This window comes from Bartonella sp. B30(2025) (assembly GCF_053793825.1).
Genome location: NZ_CP200034.1, coordinates 522853 through 540049, shown reverse-complemented (window position 1 = coordinate 540049; position 17197 = coordinate 522853). Strand labels below are relative to the sequence as shown.

The following is a 17197-nucleotide window of genomic DNA, read 5'->3' as shown; positions in this document are numbered from 1 at the left end:
GGTGCTTCTCCTGAATTTATTTGCCATTCTTTCCTTGCTTTCAAGAATGAGGATATTGCTGTTGCTAGGATTAGTTATTTAGAGTTATCAGTTTTTTGCGAAGAGAGATTTATCAGATTTTATGGGGGGAAAGATGCGGGGTACAAGAGATAGATTTGCGTGTGGAAGCGTTTTTTTGCGGTATGTTTTTGGCGTTTTGAAGCGCGGATTGCATAAGGGTCTTTCGCTTGTTTTAAGCTTTTGCGTGGCATTTTATCCACTGTTAGCACAAGCTCAAATGATGGGGTCTGCAAGTTCACCATCCCCAACCATTCAAGGAATTAAAGCGGCTATAGGGGAGAGTTTTTCTACCCGTCCCACGATTGGGCAAGCAAACAATGGTGTTGTGCTAATAGATATAGCTCGTCCCAATAATCAGGGTCTTTCTCATAATAAATATGACAGTTTCAATGTTGATGTTCATGGTGTGATTTTGAATAATTCCACCGAGAACATTTCACGTTCACAGCTTGGTGGTTTGGTTTTTGGCAACGGTAATTTGCGTGATACTGGTGCGGCAAAGGTTATTCTGAACGAAGTGGTGAGTAGCAATCACTCGCATCTTGAGGGAGTGAGTGAGGTCCATGGGCAATCAGCTGATGTTATTATTGCCAATCCCAATGGGATTACTTGTAACGGTTGCGGCTTTATCAATACACCGCGGGTGACCTTATCAACTGGCAAACCGATCATTGGCATTGATGGGATTTTAAGTGGTTTTCGGGTTGAAAGTGGTGCAATCACCATTGGCGCGCAAGGTGCGGATGGGCGCGTGTTGGATATATTTGATCTTGTTTCGCGCAAGATTAGCGTAGCGGGTCCGATTCAGGTCAAAGGTGATTTGTCTGTTATAGCAGGTCGCAATAATTTTGCTTATGACAAGCGTGAAGCCACATCGCTTGGCACGGATGGCAAAGAGCCAGAATTGGCGATTGATTCCAGTGATTTTGGCGGGATGTATGCAGGTCAGATTCGCGTTATTGCCAACGATAAAGGCGCTGGAGTTAAAATGCATGGCTCTATGGTTTCCAATGCGGGCGCCATGCAACTGTCGAGCGATGGCAAGTTGGTGATTGCCAAAGCGCGTGCCAAAGGTCCTGTGAAGGCGCAATCACATCACGCCAGTGTTCGTGTAGAAAATTTGCTATTTTCAGAATCGTTTGTTGGGCTTAAGGCGCTTGATGCAGTCGAATTGGTTGATCATGCACGGGTTGCAGCGAGCGGTGCTGTTGATGTCAATTCGGCTGTCATCAAGCTTGAGCATGATGCTCTTCTGGCAAGTGGAATTGGCAATGATGGTCAACAGTCTGCTACAGGTTCTTTACACTTAAAGGCATCCAAGCTTGATGCAGGAAGCGGACGTATAGCGTCAGGTGACCTTCTGTGGATCCAAGCAGAGACAATAGATCTAAGCCGTGCTGAAGATAACCATCAGACAGGGGTATCTTCCCTTGGCAATCTGACGCTTGAAACCAATACAATCACAGCTTTAAACAATCATATTGGAGCGAGTGGGAGTGTTATTCTGAAAGCAGAGGACCGCCTCACCATAGGGGCTGGTCATTATAGCGCAGGAGGCTCTCTTTTAGCAGAAGCGGCTGAATTATCTTCTTACGCCAACCTAGCCGCGGGACAAGAAATCGGTCTTTATACGCATAGTGGTCAGCTGATCCAAGAAGGAGCCCTCTTATCCAATGGAGTGGTAACACTGCACTCCCATGGAGCACTAAACAACAAGGGTGATATCGTTAGCGTGCAGCAGGTTTCGTTGACAGCTGGTGGTGTCCTCACAGTTGGTGCGGATAGCACGCTTTTAGGTCATGATGTTATCTTGAGTGCTAATGTTCTTACGCAAGCTGGTCATGTGGAAGCGCACGGCGGGGCACTAACTCTTCAGGTTGATGATAAGATTACCAATCTTGGTACGATACGCGGTGATACTGTTAATGCGCATGCAGGTTCGCTCATCAATCAAGGCATGCTGATTGCAACTGATGAATTGCATCTTCAAGTCATTGCTCACCAAGCTGCTTTTCCCCAACAAGCTGCTGTTGTGAATGCATCTGAAGGGATCCTGCAAAGCGGGGGTGCTTTTGTTTTATCAGCAGGGCAATTACAAAATATTGGTTCGCTTGGTTCCAGTGGTGCAGATGTAGCACTTCATGTGGTGGGGGATATTCACAATAGTGGATTAATTTACGCTAAGAAATCTGCAGCCATTTCTTTAGATGGAAGTTTTATCAATAAATTTGGCGATGTCATAGCTGAAGATAATTTCTCCATTCGTGGTTTAAATGGAGATCGTGCAGGTCATGTGATCAACAATTCTGGTCTTTTGGAAGCCGTGTCAGGGGATATGTTCTTTGACGTCTCTACGCTTACCAATATGCGCGAAGGTGGGGTCGAAATTACCAATAAAGTGGTTGGTTATAGTTACGATCCAGGGGAATTCGTAAGTCATGGAATTAAACACTACACTGATAAGACCACGACTGAAACCACGATCATCCGTGAAGAATCTCATTTAATCAATAGTGCTGGACAAATTCTAGCTGGACGTCACCTGTCGATTAATGCTGATGATGTCAACAATAGCTACAGCTTAATTGCAGCCAATGGCAATATTGTTGTGCGTGCGGATTCTTTCTTCAATCAGGGGCGAGATTTAATCGAAACAACGAATATTGTGAGACAAACACGCCACAGGTATAAGCATTGCACAGTAGGGAATTTGGGATGTCTATTGGACACGACAGAGGAATGGGTTGATCCTGCTCGTACAGAGATCATCTCCCACACCTATGATGCTGTTTATGGCACGATTGAATCTGGAGGTGTTCTTGATGCTGAGGTAACAGGCTATCTTGACAATCTTGCTGTGCGTGAGGCAGCTGATCAAATTGGCTTAAGCTCAGGCGATAAAGGGGTATTTGGGGTTGGAAATGCTGATTTTGAAGGGATGCCTCTGATCAGCGATGAGCGCTTAGATGGCATGATCGATGGTTTGGCAGGTCATACAGCGCTTTTTCACCCTTCTGCTCAAACAGAGGGGCTCCAATCTGTTTGGACGCCCACGCCAGATGCGCTTCCACCTGTAAAGACAGAGCTTGTTAGCGCTCAGGCTCCGAAAGCGCCATTTTTGATAGAAACGCGTCCAGGTTTTATCGACCCCGGTCATTTTTTGGGTTCTGATTATTTTTTAGATCGTCTTGATTTTAAGCTTGGGCAAGAATTTAAAAGGCTGGGGGATGCGCATTTTGAATATCGTCTGGTGAATGAGCAAATTTTTGAGCTCACAGGCAATCATAGTCTTTTTGGAATTGATGATCCCAATGCCCAAATACAGAGGCTTTATGACAACGCCGTCGAACAGCAAGCTTTGTTGGGATTAGAGTTAGGGGATCCATTATCACCCAAGCAAATTGCTGGGCTCAAAAAGGATATTATCTGGCTTGAGACGCATAATGTGGGGGGGCAAAATGTTTTGGTGCCACGTGTTTATTTGGCGCCAAACTCTTCTTCTGTTCAAGGGACACATCAAGAGAACTTTGCTAGTGCGCGTTTAAAAGGAAATGGTCTCACCTTAACAGCAGAGAGCTTTGTCAATAGTGGTGCCGTGGTGAGTGATGGAGGGCTCCACGTTACGACGACGAAAACCGGTTTGAATGATGGAGGTTTTTTGGTTGGAACCGGTGCCGTAGAGATTACCAGTGACGACCTTTTTATCAACTCTTCAGGGATTGTTCAGGGCAATATGGTTGCTATCACTGCAGCGACAGTGATGAATAATACAGCCAAGATCCATGATTTGAATAAATATGGTTTTATTGATCGAAATGGGCAAAAGGCACAGATCATCGCGGTGAATGATTTGAGCATTCAATCCCTTGGCGATTTGAGTGCGTATGGTGGGCAGTTTATCAGTGGCGGTTCGATGGCGCTGACGGTTGATGGCTCCGCTACATTTGGTGCCTTTGTGCTGGAAAGCGCTCAGGCACAGACGCTTGAAGACAGTTTTTTTAACGCCCAAAGCTATCATAATCAGTTAAGTGGTCTCAACAGTGGTGGCGATCTGACGATTCAAACGGGCGGTGATCTTAGCCTTGAAGGAGCCAAGCTTCAGGCAGAAGGTGATGCGCAGCTTACGGCTGGAGGGGATATCACCTTAGCTTCGGTGCAAGATGTTAGCAGTTCTGATTGGGAAGTTCAGAGGACGAAGAAAGGTGGTTTATTCTCTCAGAAATTCCATTCTCATCAACATTCAGAAGAAGTTAAAACAGTCAAAACGACGGTAGAAGCTGGTGGCAAGCTTTCGGTTCATGCTCAAGGAGGGGCTCTTACGGTTGTTGGCGCGGGCTTGAAAAGTGGTGGTGAGACGCATCTGCAGGCAGATCGAGGTCAGATACAACTTTTGAGCACCAAAGACCAAGATTTTAAGCAAAGTTTCCAGCATGATGAAAATCTCTTCTGGTGGAGTGAGCGCGACCAAGGACAGTTGGAAGAAAGCATCCATCATGTGTCCATGGAAGCTGGAGGTGGCATTAAGATAGATGCCGGCAATGGCATTGTTGTTGAATACGAGAAAACAGGCAGTTTTGAAAAATCTCTTGATGAATTGGCACGCATACCAGAGCTGTCATGGATCAAGCACTTGCGTGATGATGCCATTTTAGCCCAACAAGTGAATTGGCAAGCTGTCGAGGCGAGGTTTGAAGACTGGGATTATAAGAGCCAAGGATTGACAGAAGCAGGAGCCGCTCTTGTAACATTGGTTGTTACGGCACTTTCCTCAGGAACAGCCTCTACTGCAGCTAGCGCTATAACAGGAGCTTTGGGTGTCGGTTCGAACGCAGCCATGAGTGCGGCGATCAATGCAGGTGTACAATCGCTGATTAACAAAGGCGCTGTGTCTTTAATCAATAATGGCGGTAACATTGGCGCTGTGCTGCAAGAGCTTGGTTCTTCGAAGGCTGTTCTCAGTATTGTGTCATCGATGGTCACAGTAGGCTTAACCAGCCAAGCAACGGCGATGGCAGGAGTTAATCAATCCTTGCCTAAAACCGCTCCGGTGATAGAGCGTATCACCCATGAGGCGGAAAAAAATATCGTTAAAGCGGTTATTAGCACGGGTATTCAGACTGCTCTTGAAGGTGGCTCTTTAGATGAGAACCTATTAGCGAACCTTCGTACAGCGCTGTCTGAGGTTGTTGGCAAAACCCTTGCTGAAGAAATTGGCACGGCTAAGGCTGAGGGCAAGATTAACACGGTTACGCAGATTGTTGCCCATGCGGGGCTTGGTTGTCTGGTAGGCTCCACAGCCAGCGGCGATTGTTCTGCTGGTGCTATTGGTGGTGCTGTGGGGGAAGCAGCAGCAATGCTGCAATTTAAGCACTGGGTTACAGCTATCCTCCAAGAAGAAGTGGGCGACCTAGATGGGCGACCATTAACCGCGGAAGAGCAGGCTCGTATAAACGCGCGGTTTGATGCTCAGTTTGTTGACTTTAAGGCGCAGACCATTGATGTAGCGCGAATTGCTGGGGGCTTTGCAGCAGCGCTTGCTGGCGGGGATGTGAATACCGGTGCCGATGCGGCAGGCAATGCGGCAGAGAACAATTACCTTAGCAGCGCACAAAAGGCTCAAAAAGAAAAAGAACTAGCTGAGTGTTCTGACTATCTGTGTGCATTAGAGGTTTCTGTAAGATGGTCTCTGATTGGTGGTGGGCAAAATGTATCTCTTTTGGCAGGTGTGGCTGCTGGTGTGCCTGTTGAATTATTCGATACCGTTAATGATCTCTTGCACATTGGGCTCCATCCTATCGCGACTTTGGGAGCACTTAAAGATTTGATCACGAGCGGTGATTTAGTCGGTGTTGTTGCGCAATCTTACGTAGAGCGTATTGATCACCTAACGGAGGAATTTGAAAGAGCGGGTGCTGGTGGATCTTTTAATGCTGGTTTGGAAGTCGGAAAATTACTCACCGAAGTCGTGACATTGGTAATTGGCGGGGCTGGAGTAGCCAAAGGAGGTATAAAGCTTGTAGGCAAAGCAAGTACAAAGTTTGTAAAAAATTCTCTTATCGAAGCCGCCGTTGAAGCTGAAACAGTAGGGATAAAAACAGGCAGTGAAGTTGCCCAATCCGTTGAGAAAGTTAGCTCTGAAGCAAATGCTATAAAGACAAGTGGTAAAGCTGCTCAATCCATTGAAAAAGTTAACTCTGAAGCAGCTGCTATAAAGACAAGTGATAAAGTTGCTCAATCCATTGAAAAGGTTAGCTCTGAAGCAGTTGCTATAAAGACAAGTGGTAAAGCTGCCCAATCCATTGAAAAGGTTAGCTCTGAAGCAGCTGCTATAAAGACAAGTGGTAAAGCTATCCAATCCATTGAAAAAGTTAGCTCTGAAGCAGTTGCTATAAAGACAAGTGGTAAAGTTGCTCAATCCATTGAGAAAGTTAGCTCTGAAGCAAATGCTATAAAGACAAGTGGTAAAGTTGCCCAATCCATTGAAAAAGTTAGCTCTGAAGCAGCTGCTATAAAAACAAGTGGTAAAGCTGCCCAATCCGTTGAAAAGGTTAGCTCTGAAGCAGTTGCTATAAAGACAAGTGGTAAAGCTGCCCAATCCATTGAAAAAGTTAGCTCTGAAGCAGCTGCTATAAAGACAAGTGGTAAAGCTGCTCAATCCATTGAAAAAGTTAGCTCTGAAGCAGCTGCTATAAAGACAAGTGGTAAAGCTGCCCAATCCATTGCAAAAGTTAGCTCTGAAGCAGCTGCTATAAAGACAAGTGGTAAAGCTGCTCAATCCATTGAAAAAGTTAGCTCTGAAGCAGCTGCTATAAAGACAAGTGGTAAAGCCGCCCAATCCATTGCAAAAGTTAGCTCTGAAGCAGCTGCTATAAAGACAAGTGGTAAAGCTGCTCAATCCATTGAGAAAGTTAGCTCTGAAGCAGCTGCTATAAAGACAAGTGGTAAAGTTGCTCAATCCATTGAAAAAGTTAGCTCTGAAGCAGCTGCTATAAAGACAAGTGGTAAAGTTGCTCAATCCATTGAAAAGGTTAGCTCTGAAGCAGCTGCTATAAAGACAAGTGGTAAAGTTGCTCAATCCATTGAAAAGGTTAGCTCTGAAGCAGCTGCTATAAAAACAAGTGGTAAAGCTGCCCAATCCATTGAAAAAGTTAGCTCTGAAGCAAATGCTTCTGGCAAGAAGGTCAAAGATCCACAGAAAAAAGAGGAAGGTACAGCTAAGAAAAACAGGGAACATCATGACAAAAAAAGTAAAGAAAAAAAGCAAGAATTAAGGGATGAGGGGTGCGTAGCATGTGGAGGGGAAATCACGTTTAAGACTGTGCATAAGGATGGTAAGGTTAGAAAAAATGGGAAGGGTAAGCCTGAGATCAGTTCACGCCCCGATATTCTCTATATTGATCAGAATGGGAACCTCAACCTTATTGAAATAAAAACGGGTAAAGGTAAGCTAAGTAAAAACCAAAAAATTTTAGGAGAGGCGTATAAAAATGGTACTGCAATGCCTGCAGGGGAAAAGCTTTGGGAATTTCTTGACAAAAATAAACAAGCCTTTCCTGATTATCGGGAAGAGTTCATGGGTCTTAAGGATGGATTTACAGGAACTGCGGAGGAATTTGATGAACGACTGAAGGAATTGAATACAAAGTGGTTGAACAAAAAGAAGGATGATTTCAAGGATGGGGTGAAAATTCAGAGATATGATATTATCCGTTATCCAGGTCGTCTAGAATGAAAGAAGAATGATGAAAACCAAAGATGTCACAGCAATTTTAAAAAAGCATGGTTGGAAGACTTATCGTGATGATGCAAATGATAGCTATGCGCGGTATCATTTTCCTGATCGTATTGTGAGCATGGGCTATAATGTTAAAAATTATGGAGGGGGCGAGGGAAGCTTGGAGTTATGGATGGTTAAGCTCACCACTGCTCCCTATTGTCTTGCTTGGGAATATTATATGGGTGAAAAGCGGGGTCCGTATGAAGATAAGCTCATTTCTGCCAAGGAGGAGGAGTTCGAGGTTACAGCCCCAGATCTTTCTGAAAGCCATGTTGAAGCGGCACTAAATAAGGTGCTTGCATGGGCACAAGCACAGGATATTGAACAAATATTACGCGAAAAAGCTGCCGATAATTTTCTTGCTGCAAAAGCTGTGCTTGGTGATGTAGAGGCTTTAAAAAATGATTCGTCCACACCCAAAATTCTTGTGCCAGAATTTTCTGATTATGAAACAATGACTCGGAAAAAACGCCTCCTTATTTTTGCACAGGCCTATAAAAATGGTGAATTAGCAGATGTTTTGGCAGGAAAAAAGCCAAAAAACCGCTTGATGCGCCCCACAGCAGTCAAGCGTGCTCTCAAAATCCAAGGCTGGTTTGTTGTTAGTGATTTGGGAGACATGTGGCTGTCTTTGCCCGATCGTTTTGTTCTGTTAAAATTTGGCTTTGTGCATCTCCTTGATAAGTACAATGTCCATATTAAAGCAGAGACTTCCACTGAAGAGATCTCCAAAGCTTATCGTTATATTTATCTTGATAGGAAATATAGCTCTATACCCCCTACGGCTATGTATAATTCTTTTATCACCATTGGAGGCAGTTATCGTGGGATTTTGGGAGAAGAGATTGATATTTGTGTCAAGACATTGAATGAGCAAGAAGTTAGCAAGATTTCTGACCGGGTGATACAATGGGCACATGCACAAGATTTAGATGCAACAATAAAAAGCAAAACGCTTATCCAGAAATACAGCTTCTACAAAGACATCGTTTGGCATTTAGCCTGTTTAGCGTTGATGGGTAAAATCGATATTTTGAAGTCTTATCAAAACTTTATTGCCGCGGGTACGATTGCTGAACATTTGGATAACAGGAGCGCAGAAACTTATGTTAACCGTGCGGTTGAATTTGCGGAAGATCACTTGAAAATGCTCAATGAGAGAAAAGCAAAAGATGCCTCTCTTGGAGCGCAGGCATTAGCCGTTTTTGATCAAATTGATGAGCAATTGAAAGCGATAGGTTGGACAGTTTATCGGGATAAGAACTATGAGCGTAATGCTTATTTTCTAGAAAAAGACCGTCTCATCAATATCGTCTACAGTCTTAACACAGAAGGAGAAACCCCTCTTATTGCATGCAAGGCTTCGTTTTCCACACTTGGTTTTTCCACTGCGCATCGAGAGATCTTTCTTGACATGCCCCAATATACGCCACTCAAAGAGGCAGATGATGTGTATAGATTATCCTATAGTGAAATCGAAGCAGGCAAACTGAACCAGATCTGTACGGATATTCTTCGTTGGGCTAATCAGCAAAATGTCAATCAAATCATCTATGATTATGCTGCTTTACCGACCAACAGTGACTATGAACTTGCAGTGCATCACCTTATTGCACTTGTTTTGATTGGGGATGTTGAAAAACTCAAATTTTATATGGACAGCTTTAATGCGGGAAACAGGTTAGGTTTTGCAGAAGGAATTACACAAAGTCTTATTAATCAATTTTTTTATTTCACTCGGTATTATCGCTCTGACTTTCCTAAAAATACACCACTTTTGAGTTTGGATCAGAAGACAGCGCCTGTTGATGAAGCGTCTGTTGATGGAGTATCTGCTGGTGAAGCGTCTGCTAATGAAGCCTCTGTTGAGGGAGTACCTTCTGATGTAGCGCCTGCTGATGAAGATGAAGAAGGGGCAGATGAGGCGGATGATGCAGAAGAAACCTTGACGATGGAGAGTGCAAAAGCACTTTTTCAAAGTTTAGGTTGGTCGGTTGAAACACTCAATGACGAAGGCGATCATTTAGCCATTTATCAATTGGCGGATCGTGAAGTAGAATTGCTGTATAACGACGAAATCATTGAAGATTGCCCGCAATTTGATAGCGGTCTTTTGATAGAGACTGGTATTTTGACTACTGCGTGCAAGATGATTAATCCAAGCTTTACGCAAGAGCTACCGGATTTAGAGCTTAATTTTGAAGCGAAAGGACTGGAAATTTTTGATCCAGAGGTGAGTGCGGATTACTTAAAGGAGGTTCTTCATAGCACTTTAGAATGGGCTGTAAGCGAGATTGATCTTGCTGAAACTCTTCGTTCTGATTATGGCACACCTCCTTGGCAAAGGGAAAAAAGCGCAACTGGTAAGGCGAATGATGCGCGTTATGCTTTGCAGCATATTGGTGCTTTGGCTTTATTAGGGGATGTTGAGACTTTGCAGTTTTATCACAAGAGCTTTGCCGCAAAGGATCGTTTGGGTTTTGATGAGAGCATTCAACAGATACATCTTGAACGCGCAATAGTGATAGCCAAAGCTGTGGCAGAATCTAAACAACTCAGTTATGCTTTGCTTGAACAGGTAGAAAAGAGCTTACCGACCCATTCTAAAGCTTCTCAGAGGGGTTTCTTTCGCTTTTGGAAGAAAAAATAAGCAAGAAACTTTTGTTCAGGCGCTTCTCTTGAATTTATTTGCCATTCTTTCCTTGCTTTCAAGAGTGAGGATATTACTGTTGGTGGGAGCGGTTTGTAACAGGAAATGATTTTTTTTGGGGGAACTTCGTGAAAACCAAAGATGTCACAGCAATTTTAAAAAAGCATGGTTGGGAGACTTATCGTGATGACGCAAATGATAGCTATGCGCGGTATCATTTTCCTGATCGTATTGTGAGTATGGGCTATAAGGTCAGAAGTTATGGAGGGGGCGAGGGAAGCTTGGAGTTATGGATGGTTGAGCTCACCACTGCTCCCTATTGTCTTGCTTGGGAATATTATATGGGTGAAAAGCAGGATCCGTATGAAGATAAGCTCATTTCTGCCAAGGAGGAGTTCGGGATTACAGCCCCAGATCTTTCTGAAAGCGATGTTGAAGCGGCATTAAATAGGGTGCTTGCATGGGCACAAGCACAGGATATTGAGCAAATATTACGCGAAAAAGCTGCCGATGGAGAGTGATCTATGAAAATTTATACTTTATCCGATGTTGTACAATTAGTTGATGAATATAGTGATGTTATCAATTTCGGGACTGCAGATAAAGCGGTTGATGATATAGTAATTGAAAAAGCTGAAAAAGCTCTTGGTTTTCAATTCACATCTTCTTACAAGGATTTTTTAAAAAATTATGTAGGAGGAGACATTGATGGTGAGGAAATATTGAGCCTTTATAATGTAGATTTTAAGTATAAGCCTGGAGGCGATATTGTTTACCGGCATTTTAATAATGTAAAAAGTGGCTTAGCAAAACCACAGCAGCTCGTTGTTAGTACAACTGATTTTGCGGAGGTATTTTACTTTGATTATGCTCAATTTAAGGATAGTGAATGCCCACTTTATTTTAGAATAGGATACTCTGGAGATCCCTGTTATTATGCAAGTAATTTTTATGAATTTTTGTGTAAAAGAATTAAAGAAAACTTAGGATAGCTTTTTTTATGTTTGTTTTATTTTAGAGTGTAATTTGAAGTTGCTATTTTTATCGTTTTCAGGAATGCAAGAATTGCTATCGGCAGAACGTTGCAGTTTATAGCGAATAGCAATTTTAGGATGGTAATTTATGAAAATTTATACTCTATATGATGTTGTGCGATTAGGCTATAAATATAGTGATATTATTAATTTCGGTACTGCTGATGATGCGGTTGATGATGTAGTAATTGAAACAGCTGAAAAGGCTCTTGGTTTGCAGTTCACATCTTCCTACAAGGATTTTTTAAAAAATTATAAAGGAGGAGACATTAGTGGTGAGGAAATATTAAGCCTTTATGATAGAGATTTTACGTATTATCCTGTTGGTGATATTGTTTACCGAAACTTTAAGGATATAGAGAATGGTGTAGCAAAACCACAACAGCTTGTTGTTAGTAAAACTGCTTTAAGTGAAACATTTTATTTTGATTACTCTCAATTTAAGGATGGTGAGTGTCCACTTTATATCAGGTTTCCATCTGGAGATTCAGAGTATTATGCTAGTAATTTTTGTGAATTTTTGTGTAAAAGAATTAAGGCACACGCAGAATAGCTTTCTTTTTATGTCTGCTTTATTTTTGAAGTGCAATCTTAAATTACTATTTGCCTTTTCTTTCAAGAATGAAGTGTCGCTATTGGCAAGAACAGCTTGCAATGAGGATAACAATTTTGGGAGTCATTATGACAACTTATACTTTATCCGATGTTATACAATTAGTTGATAAATATAGCAACGTTATCAATTTTTGGATTGACAACAAAGCAGTTGATGGTGCACGAGTTAAGAGGGCTGAAGAAATTCTTGGTTTGCAGTTTACATCTTCCTATAAGGATTTTTTAAAAAATTATAAAGGAGGAAAAATTGGTAATGAGGAAATATTAAGCCTTTATGATATAGATTTGGGGAGTCTTTCTATTATTCTCGTTGGTGATATCGTTTACCAGTACTTTAATGATATAAGACTTGGTTTAGCAAAACCGCAACAGCTCGTTGTTAGTAGAACTGATTTAGGTGAAACAATTTATTTTGATTATTCTCAATTTAAGGGTGATGAATGCCCACTTTATTTTGAGTCAGGATTTGGTGATTGCTATTATTACGCCAGTAATTTTTATGAATTTTTGTGTAAAAGAATTAAGGCACACACAGAATAGCTCTCTTTTTATGTCTGCTTTATTTTTGAAGTACAACCTTAAGCTGCTATTTTCCCTCATTTCAGGAGCGAGATATAGCTATCGGCAGAACATTGCAGTTTATAGAGAATAACAATTTTTTTTTGGGGGGGATTCATGAGAACCAAAGATGTAACAGCAATTTTAAAAAAGCATGGTTGGAAGACTTATCGTGATGATGCAAATGATACCTATGCGCGGTATCATTTTCCTGATCGTATTGTGAGCATGAGCTATAAGGTCAAAAGTTATGGAGAGAACGAGGGGAACTTGGCGCTATGGATGGTTAAGCTCACCACTGCTCCCTATTGTCTTGCTTGGGAATATTATATGGGTGAAAAACGGGATCCGTATGAAGATACGCTCATTTCTACCAAGGAGGAGTTCGTGATGCCAGCCCCACTTTCTGAAAGCGATGTTGAAGCGGCATTAAATAGGGTGCTTGCGTGGGCACAAGCACAGGATATCGAACAAATATTACGCGAAAAAGCTGCTCGTTCTTTTGTTGCAACAGCTTTATTGGGTGATATAGAAACTTTAAAAAATGATCCCGCCACACCTAAAATCCTTATTCCAGAATTTTCTGATTATGAAAAGATAACTCAGAAGAAACGCCTCCTTCTTTTTGCACAGGCTTATAAAAATGGTGAATTAGAAGATGTTTTGGCGGGGAAAAAGCCAAAAAACCGCTTGATGAGCCCCACAGCAGTCAAGCGTGTTCTCAAAATCCAAGGCTGGTTTGTTGTTAATGAGTATGGAGGCATGTGGCTGTCTTTGCCCGATCGTTTTGTTCTGTTAAAATTTGGCTTTGTGCATCTCCTTGATAAGTACAATGTCCATATTGAAGCAGAGATTTCCACTGAGGAGATCTCCACAGCTTGTAATTATATTTACTATGGGAGGAAATATAGCCCTATATCAGCTGAGGCTACGTATGATTCTTTTAACGTCATTGGAAGAAATTATCTTGGGATTTTTAAAAAAGGGATTGATGTTTGTGTCAAGACATTGAATGAGCATGAAGTTAGCAAGATTTCTGACCGAGTGATACAATGGGCACATGCTCAAGATTTAGATGCAACAATAGAAAGCAAAACGCTTATCCAGAAATATAAATTCTACCAATACATCGTTTGGCATTTAGCCTGTTTAGCGTTGATGGGTAAAATCGATGTTTTGAAGTCTTATCAAAACTTCATTGCCGCGGGTACGATTGCTGAACATTTAGACGACGATGACGCAGAAACTTATGTTAACCGTGCGGTTGAATTTGCGGAAGATCACTTGAAAATGCTCAATGAGAGAAAAGCAAAAGATGCTTCTCTTGGAGCGCAGGCTTTAGCCGTTTTTGATAAAATTGATGAGCAATTGAAGGCAATAGGTTGGACAATCTATCGGGACAAGAACTATGAGCGTAATGCTTATTTTCTAGAAAAAGACCGTCTCATCAATATCGTCTACAGTCTTAACACAGAAGGAGAAACCCCTCTTATTGTATTCAAGGCTTCGTTTTCCACACTTGGTTTTTCCACTGCGCATCGAGAGATCTTTCTTGACATGCCTCAATATACGCCACTCAAAGAGGCAGATGATGTGTATAAATTATCCTATAGCGAAATCGAAGCAGGTAAACTGAACCAGATCTGTACGGATATTCTTCGTTGGGCTAATCAGCAAAATGTCAATCAAATCATCTATGATTATGCTGCTTTACCGACCAACAGTGACTATGAACTTGCCGTGCATCACCTTATTGCACTTGTTTTGATTGGGGATGTTGAAAAGCTTAAATTTTATATGGACAGCTTTAGTGCGGGAAACAGGTTAGGTTTTGCAGAAGGAATTACACAAAGTCTTATTAATCAATTTTTTTATTTCACTCGGTATTATCGCTCTGACTTTCCTAAAAATACACCACTTTTGAGTTTGGATCAGAAGACAGCGCCTGTTGATGGAGTATCTGCTGATGAAGCGTCTGCTGATGAAGATGAAGAAGGGGCAGATGAGGCGAATGATGCAGAAGAAACCTTGACGATGGAGAGTGCAAAAGCACTTTTTCAAAGTTTAGGTTGGTCGGTTGAAACACTCGATGACGAAGGCGATCATTCGGCCATTTATCAATTGGCGGATCGTGAAGTAGAATTGCTGTATAACGACGAAATCATTGAAGATTGTCCGCAATTTGATAGAGGTCTTTTGATAGTTACTCGTATTTTGACTACTGCGTGCAAGATGATTGATCCAAGCTTTACGCAAGAGCTACCGGATTTAGAGCTTAATTTTGAAGCGAATGGGCTGGAAATCTTCGATCCAGAGGTGAGTGCGGATTACTTAAAGGAGGTTCTTCATAGCACTTTAGAATGGGCTGTAAGCGAGATTGATCTTGCTGAAGATCTTCGTTCTGATTATGGCACACCTCCCTGGCAAAGGAAAAAAAGCGCAACTGGTAAGGCGAATGATGCGCATTATGCTTTGCTGCATATTGGTGCTTTGGCTTTATTAGGGGATGTTGAGACTTTGCAGTTTTATCACAAGAGCTTTTCCGCAAAGGATCGTTTGGGTTTTGATGAGAGCATTCAACAGATACATCTTGAACGTGCAATAGTTATAGCCAAAGCCGTGGCAGAATCTAAGCAACTCAGTTATGCTTTGCTTGAACAGGTAGAAAAGAGCTTACCGACCCATTCTAAAGCTTCTCAGAGAGGCTTCTTTCGCTTTTGGAAGAAAAAATAAGAAAGAAACTTTTGTTCAGGCGCTTCTCTTGAATTTATTTGCCATTCTTTTTTCGCTGTCAAGAGTGAAGTTGATACTGTTGGTAGGAGCGGTTTGCAACACGAAAAGATTTTTTTGGGAGAAATTCATGAAAACCAAAGATGTAACAGCAATGCGTGTAATCTGAGAGGAGAGAGGATATGCCAATATTTAAGACTAAGCATGAGAGTGGTAAGATTAGAAAAAATGGGAAAGGTAAGTCTGAGCTCAGTTCACGCCCTGATATTTTCTATATTGATGATGATAAAATCGGAATTACTGAAATAAAAACGGGCAAAGGTAAGCTAGGTAAAAACCGAAAGATTTTGGGAGAGGCGTATAAAACTGGTACTGCAGTACCTACAGGGGAAAGTTTTTGGAAATTTATTAGCGAAAATAAACATGCCTTTCCTGACTATCAGAAAAAACTCAAAGAACTGGAGGATGGTTTTACAGGAACTACGGAGGAATTTGATAACGAACTGGAAGAATTGAATACAAAGTGGTTGAGCGAGAAGAAGAAGGAGTTCAAGAAGGGGATGGAAATTCATAAATATAATATTTGCCGTTATCCAGGTCGTTTAGAATGAAAGAAGAATACAGATACATCTTGAACGCGCAATGGTGATAGCCAAAGCCGTGGCAGAATCTAAACAACTCAGTTATGCTTTGCTTGAACAGGTAGAAAAGAGTTTACCGACCCATTCTAAAGCTTCTCAGAGGGGCTTCTTTCGCTTTTGGAAGAAAAAATAAGAAAGAAACTTTTGTTCAGGCGCTTCTCTTGAATTTATTTGCCATTCTTTCCTTGCTTTCAAGAATGAGGATATTGTTGTTGCTAGGAGTGGCTTGTAAGTCGTTCGAAATCCATAAGCATCACTGTTCTCACTGGGAGTTTAGGATAGAGCCACGGACACAATATGGTGTGGTTGAAGCTAGTTATTTTGATCGAACCAAAGGGCAACAGTTACAGATCCAACATCAGACAAGTTACAAAGGTCCCACGCGGCGTTTGCGCGGTTGTTATAGCTGTAAGGAAGAGGCTCTAGCAGCAGCCTCAGAAGGAGAGAGGCTTTGTCGTGCTGTGGGAAGTGGTTCGTTACTGTTAGAGGGTCAACCAGAAATCATGGCCAATCAACCTCTTTTGCTTCGTGGGTTTCGTGAGGAAATGAACGGACAATGGAAAGCCTCTATGGTGACTCATCGCTATGAAAAAGCCAGCGGCTATACCACAGAAATTATCTTAGAAGCACCAGAAAAGGAAAGGGAAAATAGCAAGCAATAGAGGCTGGGCTGGTTTCTCCAGCCAACAGGGATAGTTTAGCGACAAACCCGTCCTATGCCAAGAAACATAACATCGCAGCTACTTCTTATTACTTAATGCAATAAGAAAGCGGCTATTATGGATGGAAGAAGTTAAGAAAGTATGGACATAATTTATTCTGAAACATTAAAATCTGTTGCTCCTGTCACACCAGCAGCTGCTTATATTGGTGGCAAAAGAAGGTTAGCCAAAACCCTTGTCAAAATCATTGAAGAGATTCCGCATAACGTTTATGCCGAACCTTTTATTGGAATGGGTGGGATTTTCTTTAGGAGAAAATTGATACCAGCTGTGGAAATCATCAATGATCGCTCAGGCCGATGTGGTGAATTTTTTCCGTGTGTTACAACGCCATTATCAGCCCTTTATAAGAGGCCACTACATCTTATTCATGTGGCAGTTCAAATAATGCTATCGCCAAAGAACTAATC

9 protein-coding genes and 2 pseudogenes are annotated in these 17197 nt (G+C 41.9%); all 11 read left to right on the top strand.

Annotated elements, in window-relative coordinates:
• Positions 1 to 121 precede the first annotated feature (121 nt).
• Complete coding sequence (locus V4P55_RS02360) at positions 122 to 7792, top strand: two-partner secretion domain-containing protein (RefSeq protein ID WP_455474847.1); 7671 nt, start codon at positions 122 to 124, stop codon at positions 7790 to 7792.
• Between the two features lie 7 nt (positions 7793 to 7799).
• Entirely contained in the window at positions 7800 to 10487 is a 2688-nt protein-coding gene (locus tag V4P55_RS02355; protein ID WP_455474846.1) for a DUF6990 domain-containing protein, read from the top strand.
• A gap of 128 nt (positions 10488 to 10615) precedes the next feature.
• Positions 10616 to 11008, top strand: a complete 393-nt coding sequence (locus V4P55_RS02350) for a DUF6990 domain-containing protein (protein WP_455474845.1) — start codon at positions 10616 to 10618, stop codon at positions 11006 to 11008.
• 3 nt (positions 11009 to 11011) lie between these two features.
• Complete coding sequence (locus tag V4P55_RS02345) at positions 11012 to 11479, top strand: SMI1/KNR4 family protein (RefSeq protein WP_455474844.1); 468 nt, start codon at positions 11012 to 11014, stop codon at positions 11477 to 11479.
• Positions 11480 to 11609: 130 nt separating this feature from the next.
• The gene (locus V4P55_RS02340; RefSeq protein ID WP_455474843.1) at positions 11610 to 12074 is read left to right on the top strand and encodes an SMI1/KNR4 family protein; all 465 of its coding nucleotides are present in this window, start codon (positions 11610 to 11612) and stop codon (positions 12072 to 12074) included.
• Between the two features lie 128 nt (positions 12075 to 12202).
• Positions 12203 to 12676, top strand: a complete 474-nt coding sequence (locus V4P55_RS02335) for an SMI1/KNR4 family protein (RefSeq protein WP_455474842.1) — start codon at positions 12203 to 12205, stop codon at positions 12674 to 12676.
• Positions 12677 to 12811: 135 nt separating this feature from the next.
• On the top strand, positions 12812 to 15427 hold the full coding sequence (locus V4P55_RS02330; RefSeq protein ID WP_455474841.1) for a DUF6990 domain-containing protein: 2616 nt from the start codon (positions 12812 to 12814) through the stop codon (positions 15425 to 15427).
• Between the two features lie 179 nt (positions 15428 to 15606).
• On the top strand, positions 15607 to 16035 hold the full coding sequence (locus tag V4P55_RS02325) for a hypothetical protein (RefSeq protein WP_455474840.1): 429 nt from the start codon (positions 15607 to 15609) through the stop codon (positions 16033 to 16035).
• 31 nt (positions 16036 to 16066) lie between these two features.
• Entirely contained in the window at positions 16067 to 16198 is a 132-nt protein-coding gene (locus tag V4P55_RS02320; RefSeq protein WP_455474839.1) for a hypothetical protein, read from the top strand.
• 106 nt (positions 16199 to 16304) lie between these two features.
• Positions 16305 to 16727 (top strand): annotated as a pseudogene (locus tag V4P55_RS02315) (late control protein); the annotation flags it as partial.
• Positions 16728 to 16868: 141 nt separating this feature from the next.
• Positions 16869 to 17136 (top strand): annotated as a pseudogene (locus V4P55_RS02310) (DNA adenine methylase); the annotation flags it as partial.
• Positions 17137 to 17197: the final 61 nt, after the last annotated feature.

Bases quoted from the DNA above. Each gene is read 5' to 3' on its own strand.
- V4P55_RS02360 (WP_455474847.1), top strand. From the start codon at position 122: ATGGGGGGAAAGATGCGGGGTACAAGAGATAGATTTGCGTGTGGAAGC.
- V4P55_RS02355 (WP_455474846.1), top strand. From the start codon at position 7,800: ATGATGAAAACCAAAGATGTCACAGCAATTTTAAAAAAGCATGGTTGG.
- V4P55_RS02345 (WP_455474844.1), top strand. From the start codon at position 11,012: ATGAAAATTTATACTTTATCCGATGTTGTACAATTAGTTGATGAATAT.
- V4P55_RS02340 (WP_455474843.1), top strand. From the start codon at position 11,610: ATGAAAATTTATACTCTATATGATGTTGTGCGATTAGGCTATAAATAT.
- V4P55_RS02335 (WP_455474842.1), top strand. From the start codon at position 12,203: ATGACAACTTATACTTTATCCGATGTTATACAATTAGTTGATAAATAT.
- V4P55_RS02330 (WP_455474841.1), top strand. From the start codon at position 12,812: ATGAGAACCAAAGATGTAACAGCAATTTTAAAAAAGCATGGTTGGAAG.
- V4P55_RS02325 (WP_455474840.1), top strand. From the start codon at position 15,607: ATGCCAATATTTAAGACTAAGCATGAGAGTGGTAAGATTAGAAAAAAT.
- V4P55_RS02320 (WP_455474839.1), top strand. From the start codon at position 16,067: ATGGTGATAGCCAAAGCCGTGGCAGAATCTAAACAACTCAGTTATGCT.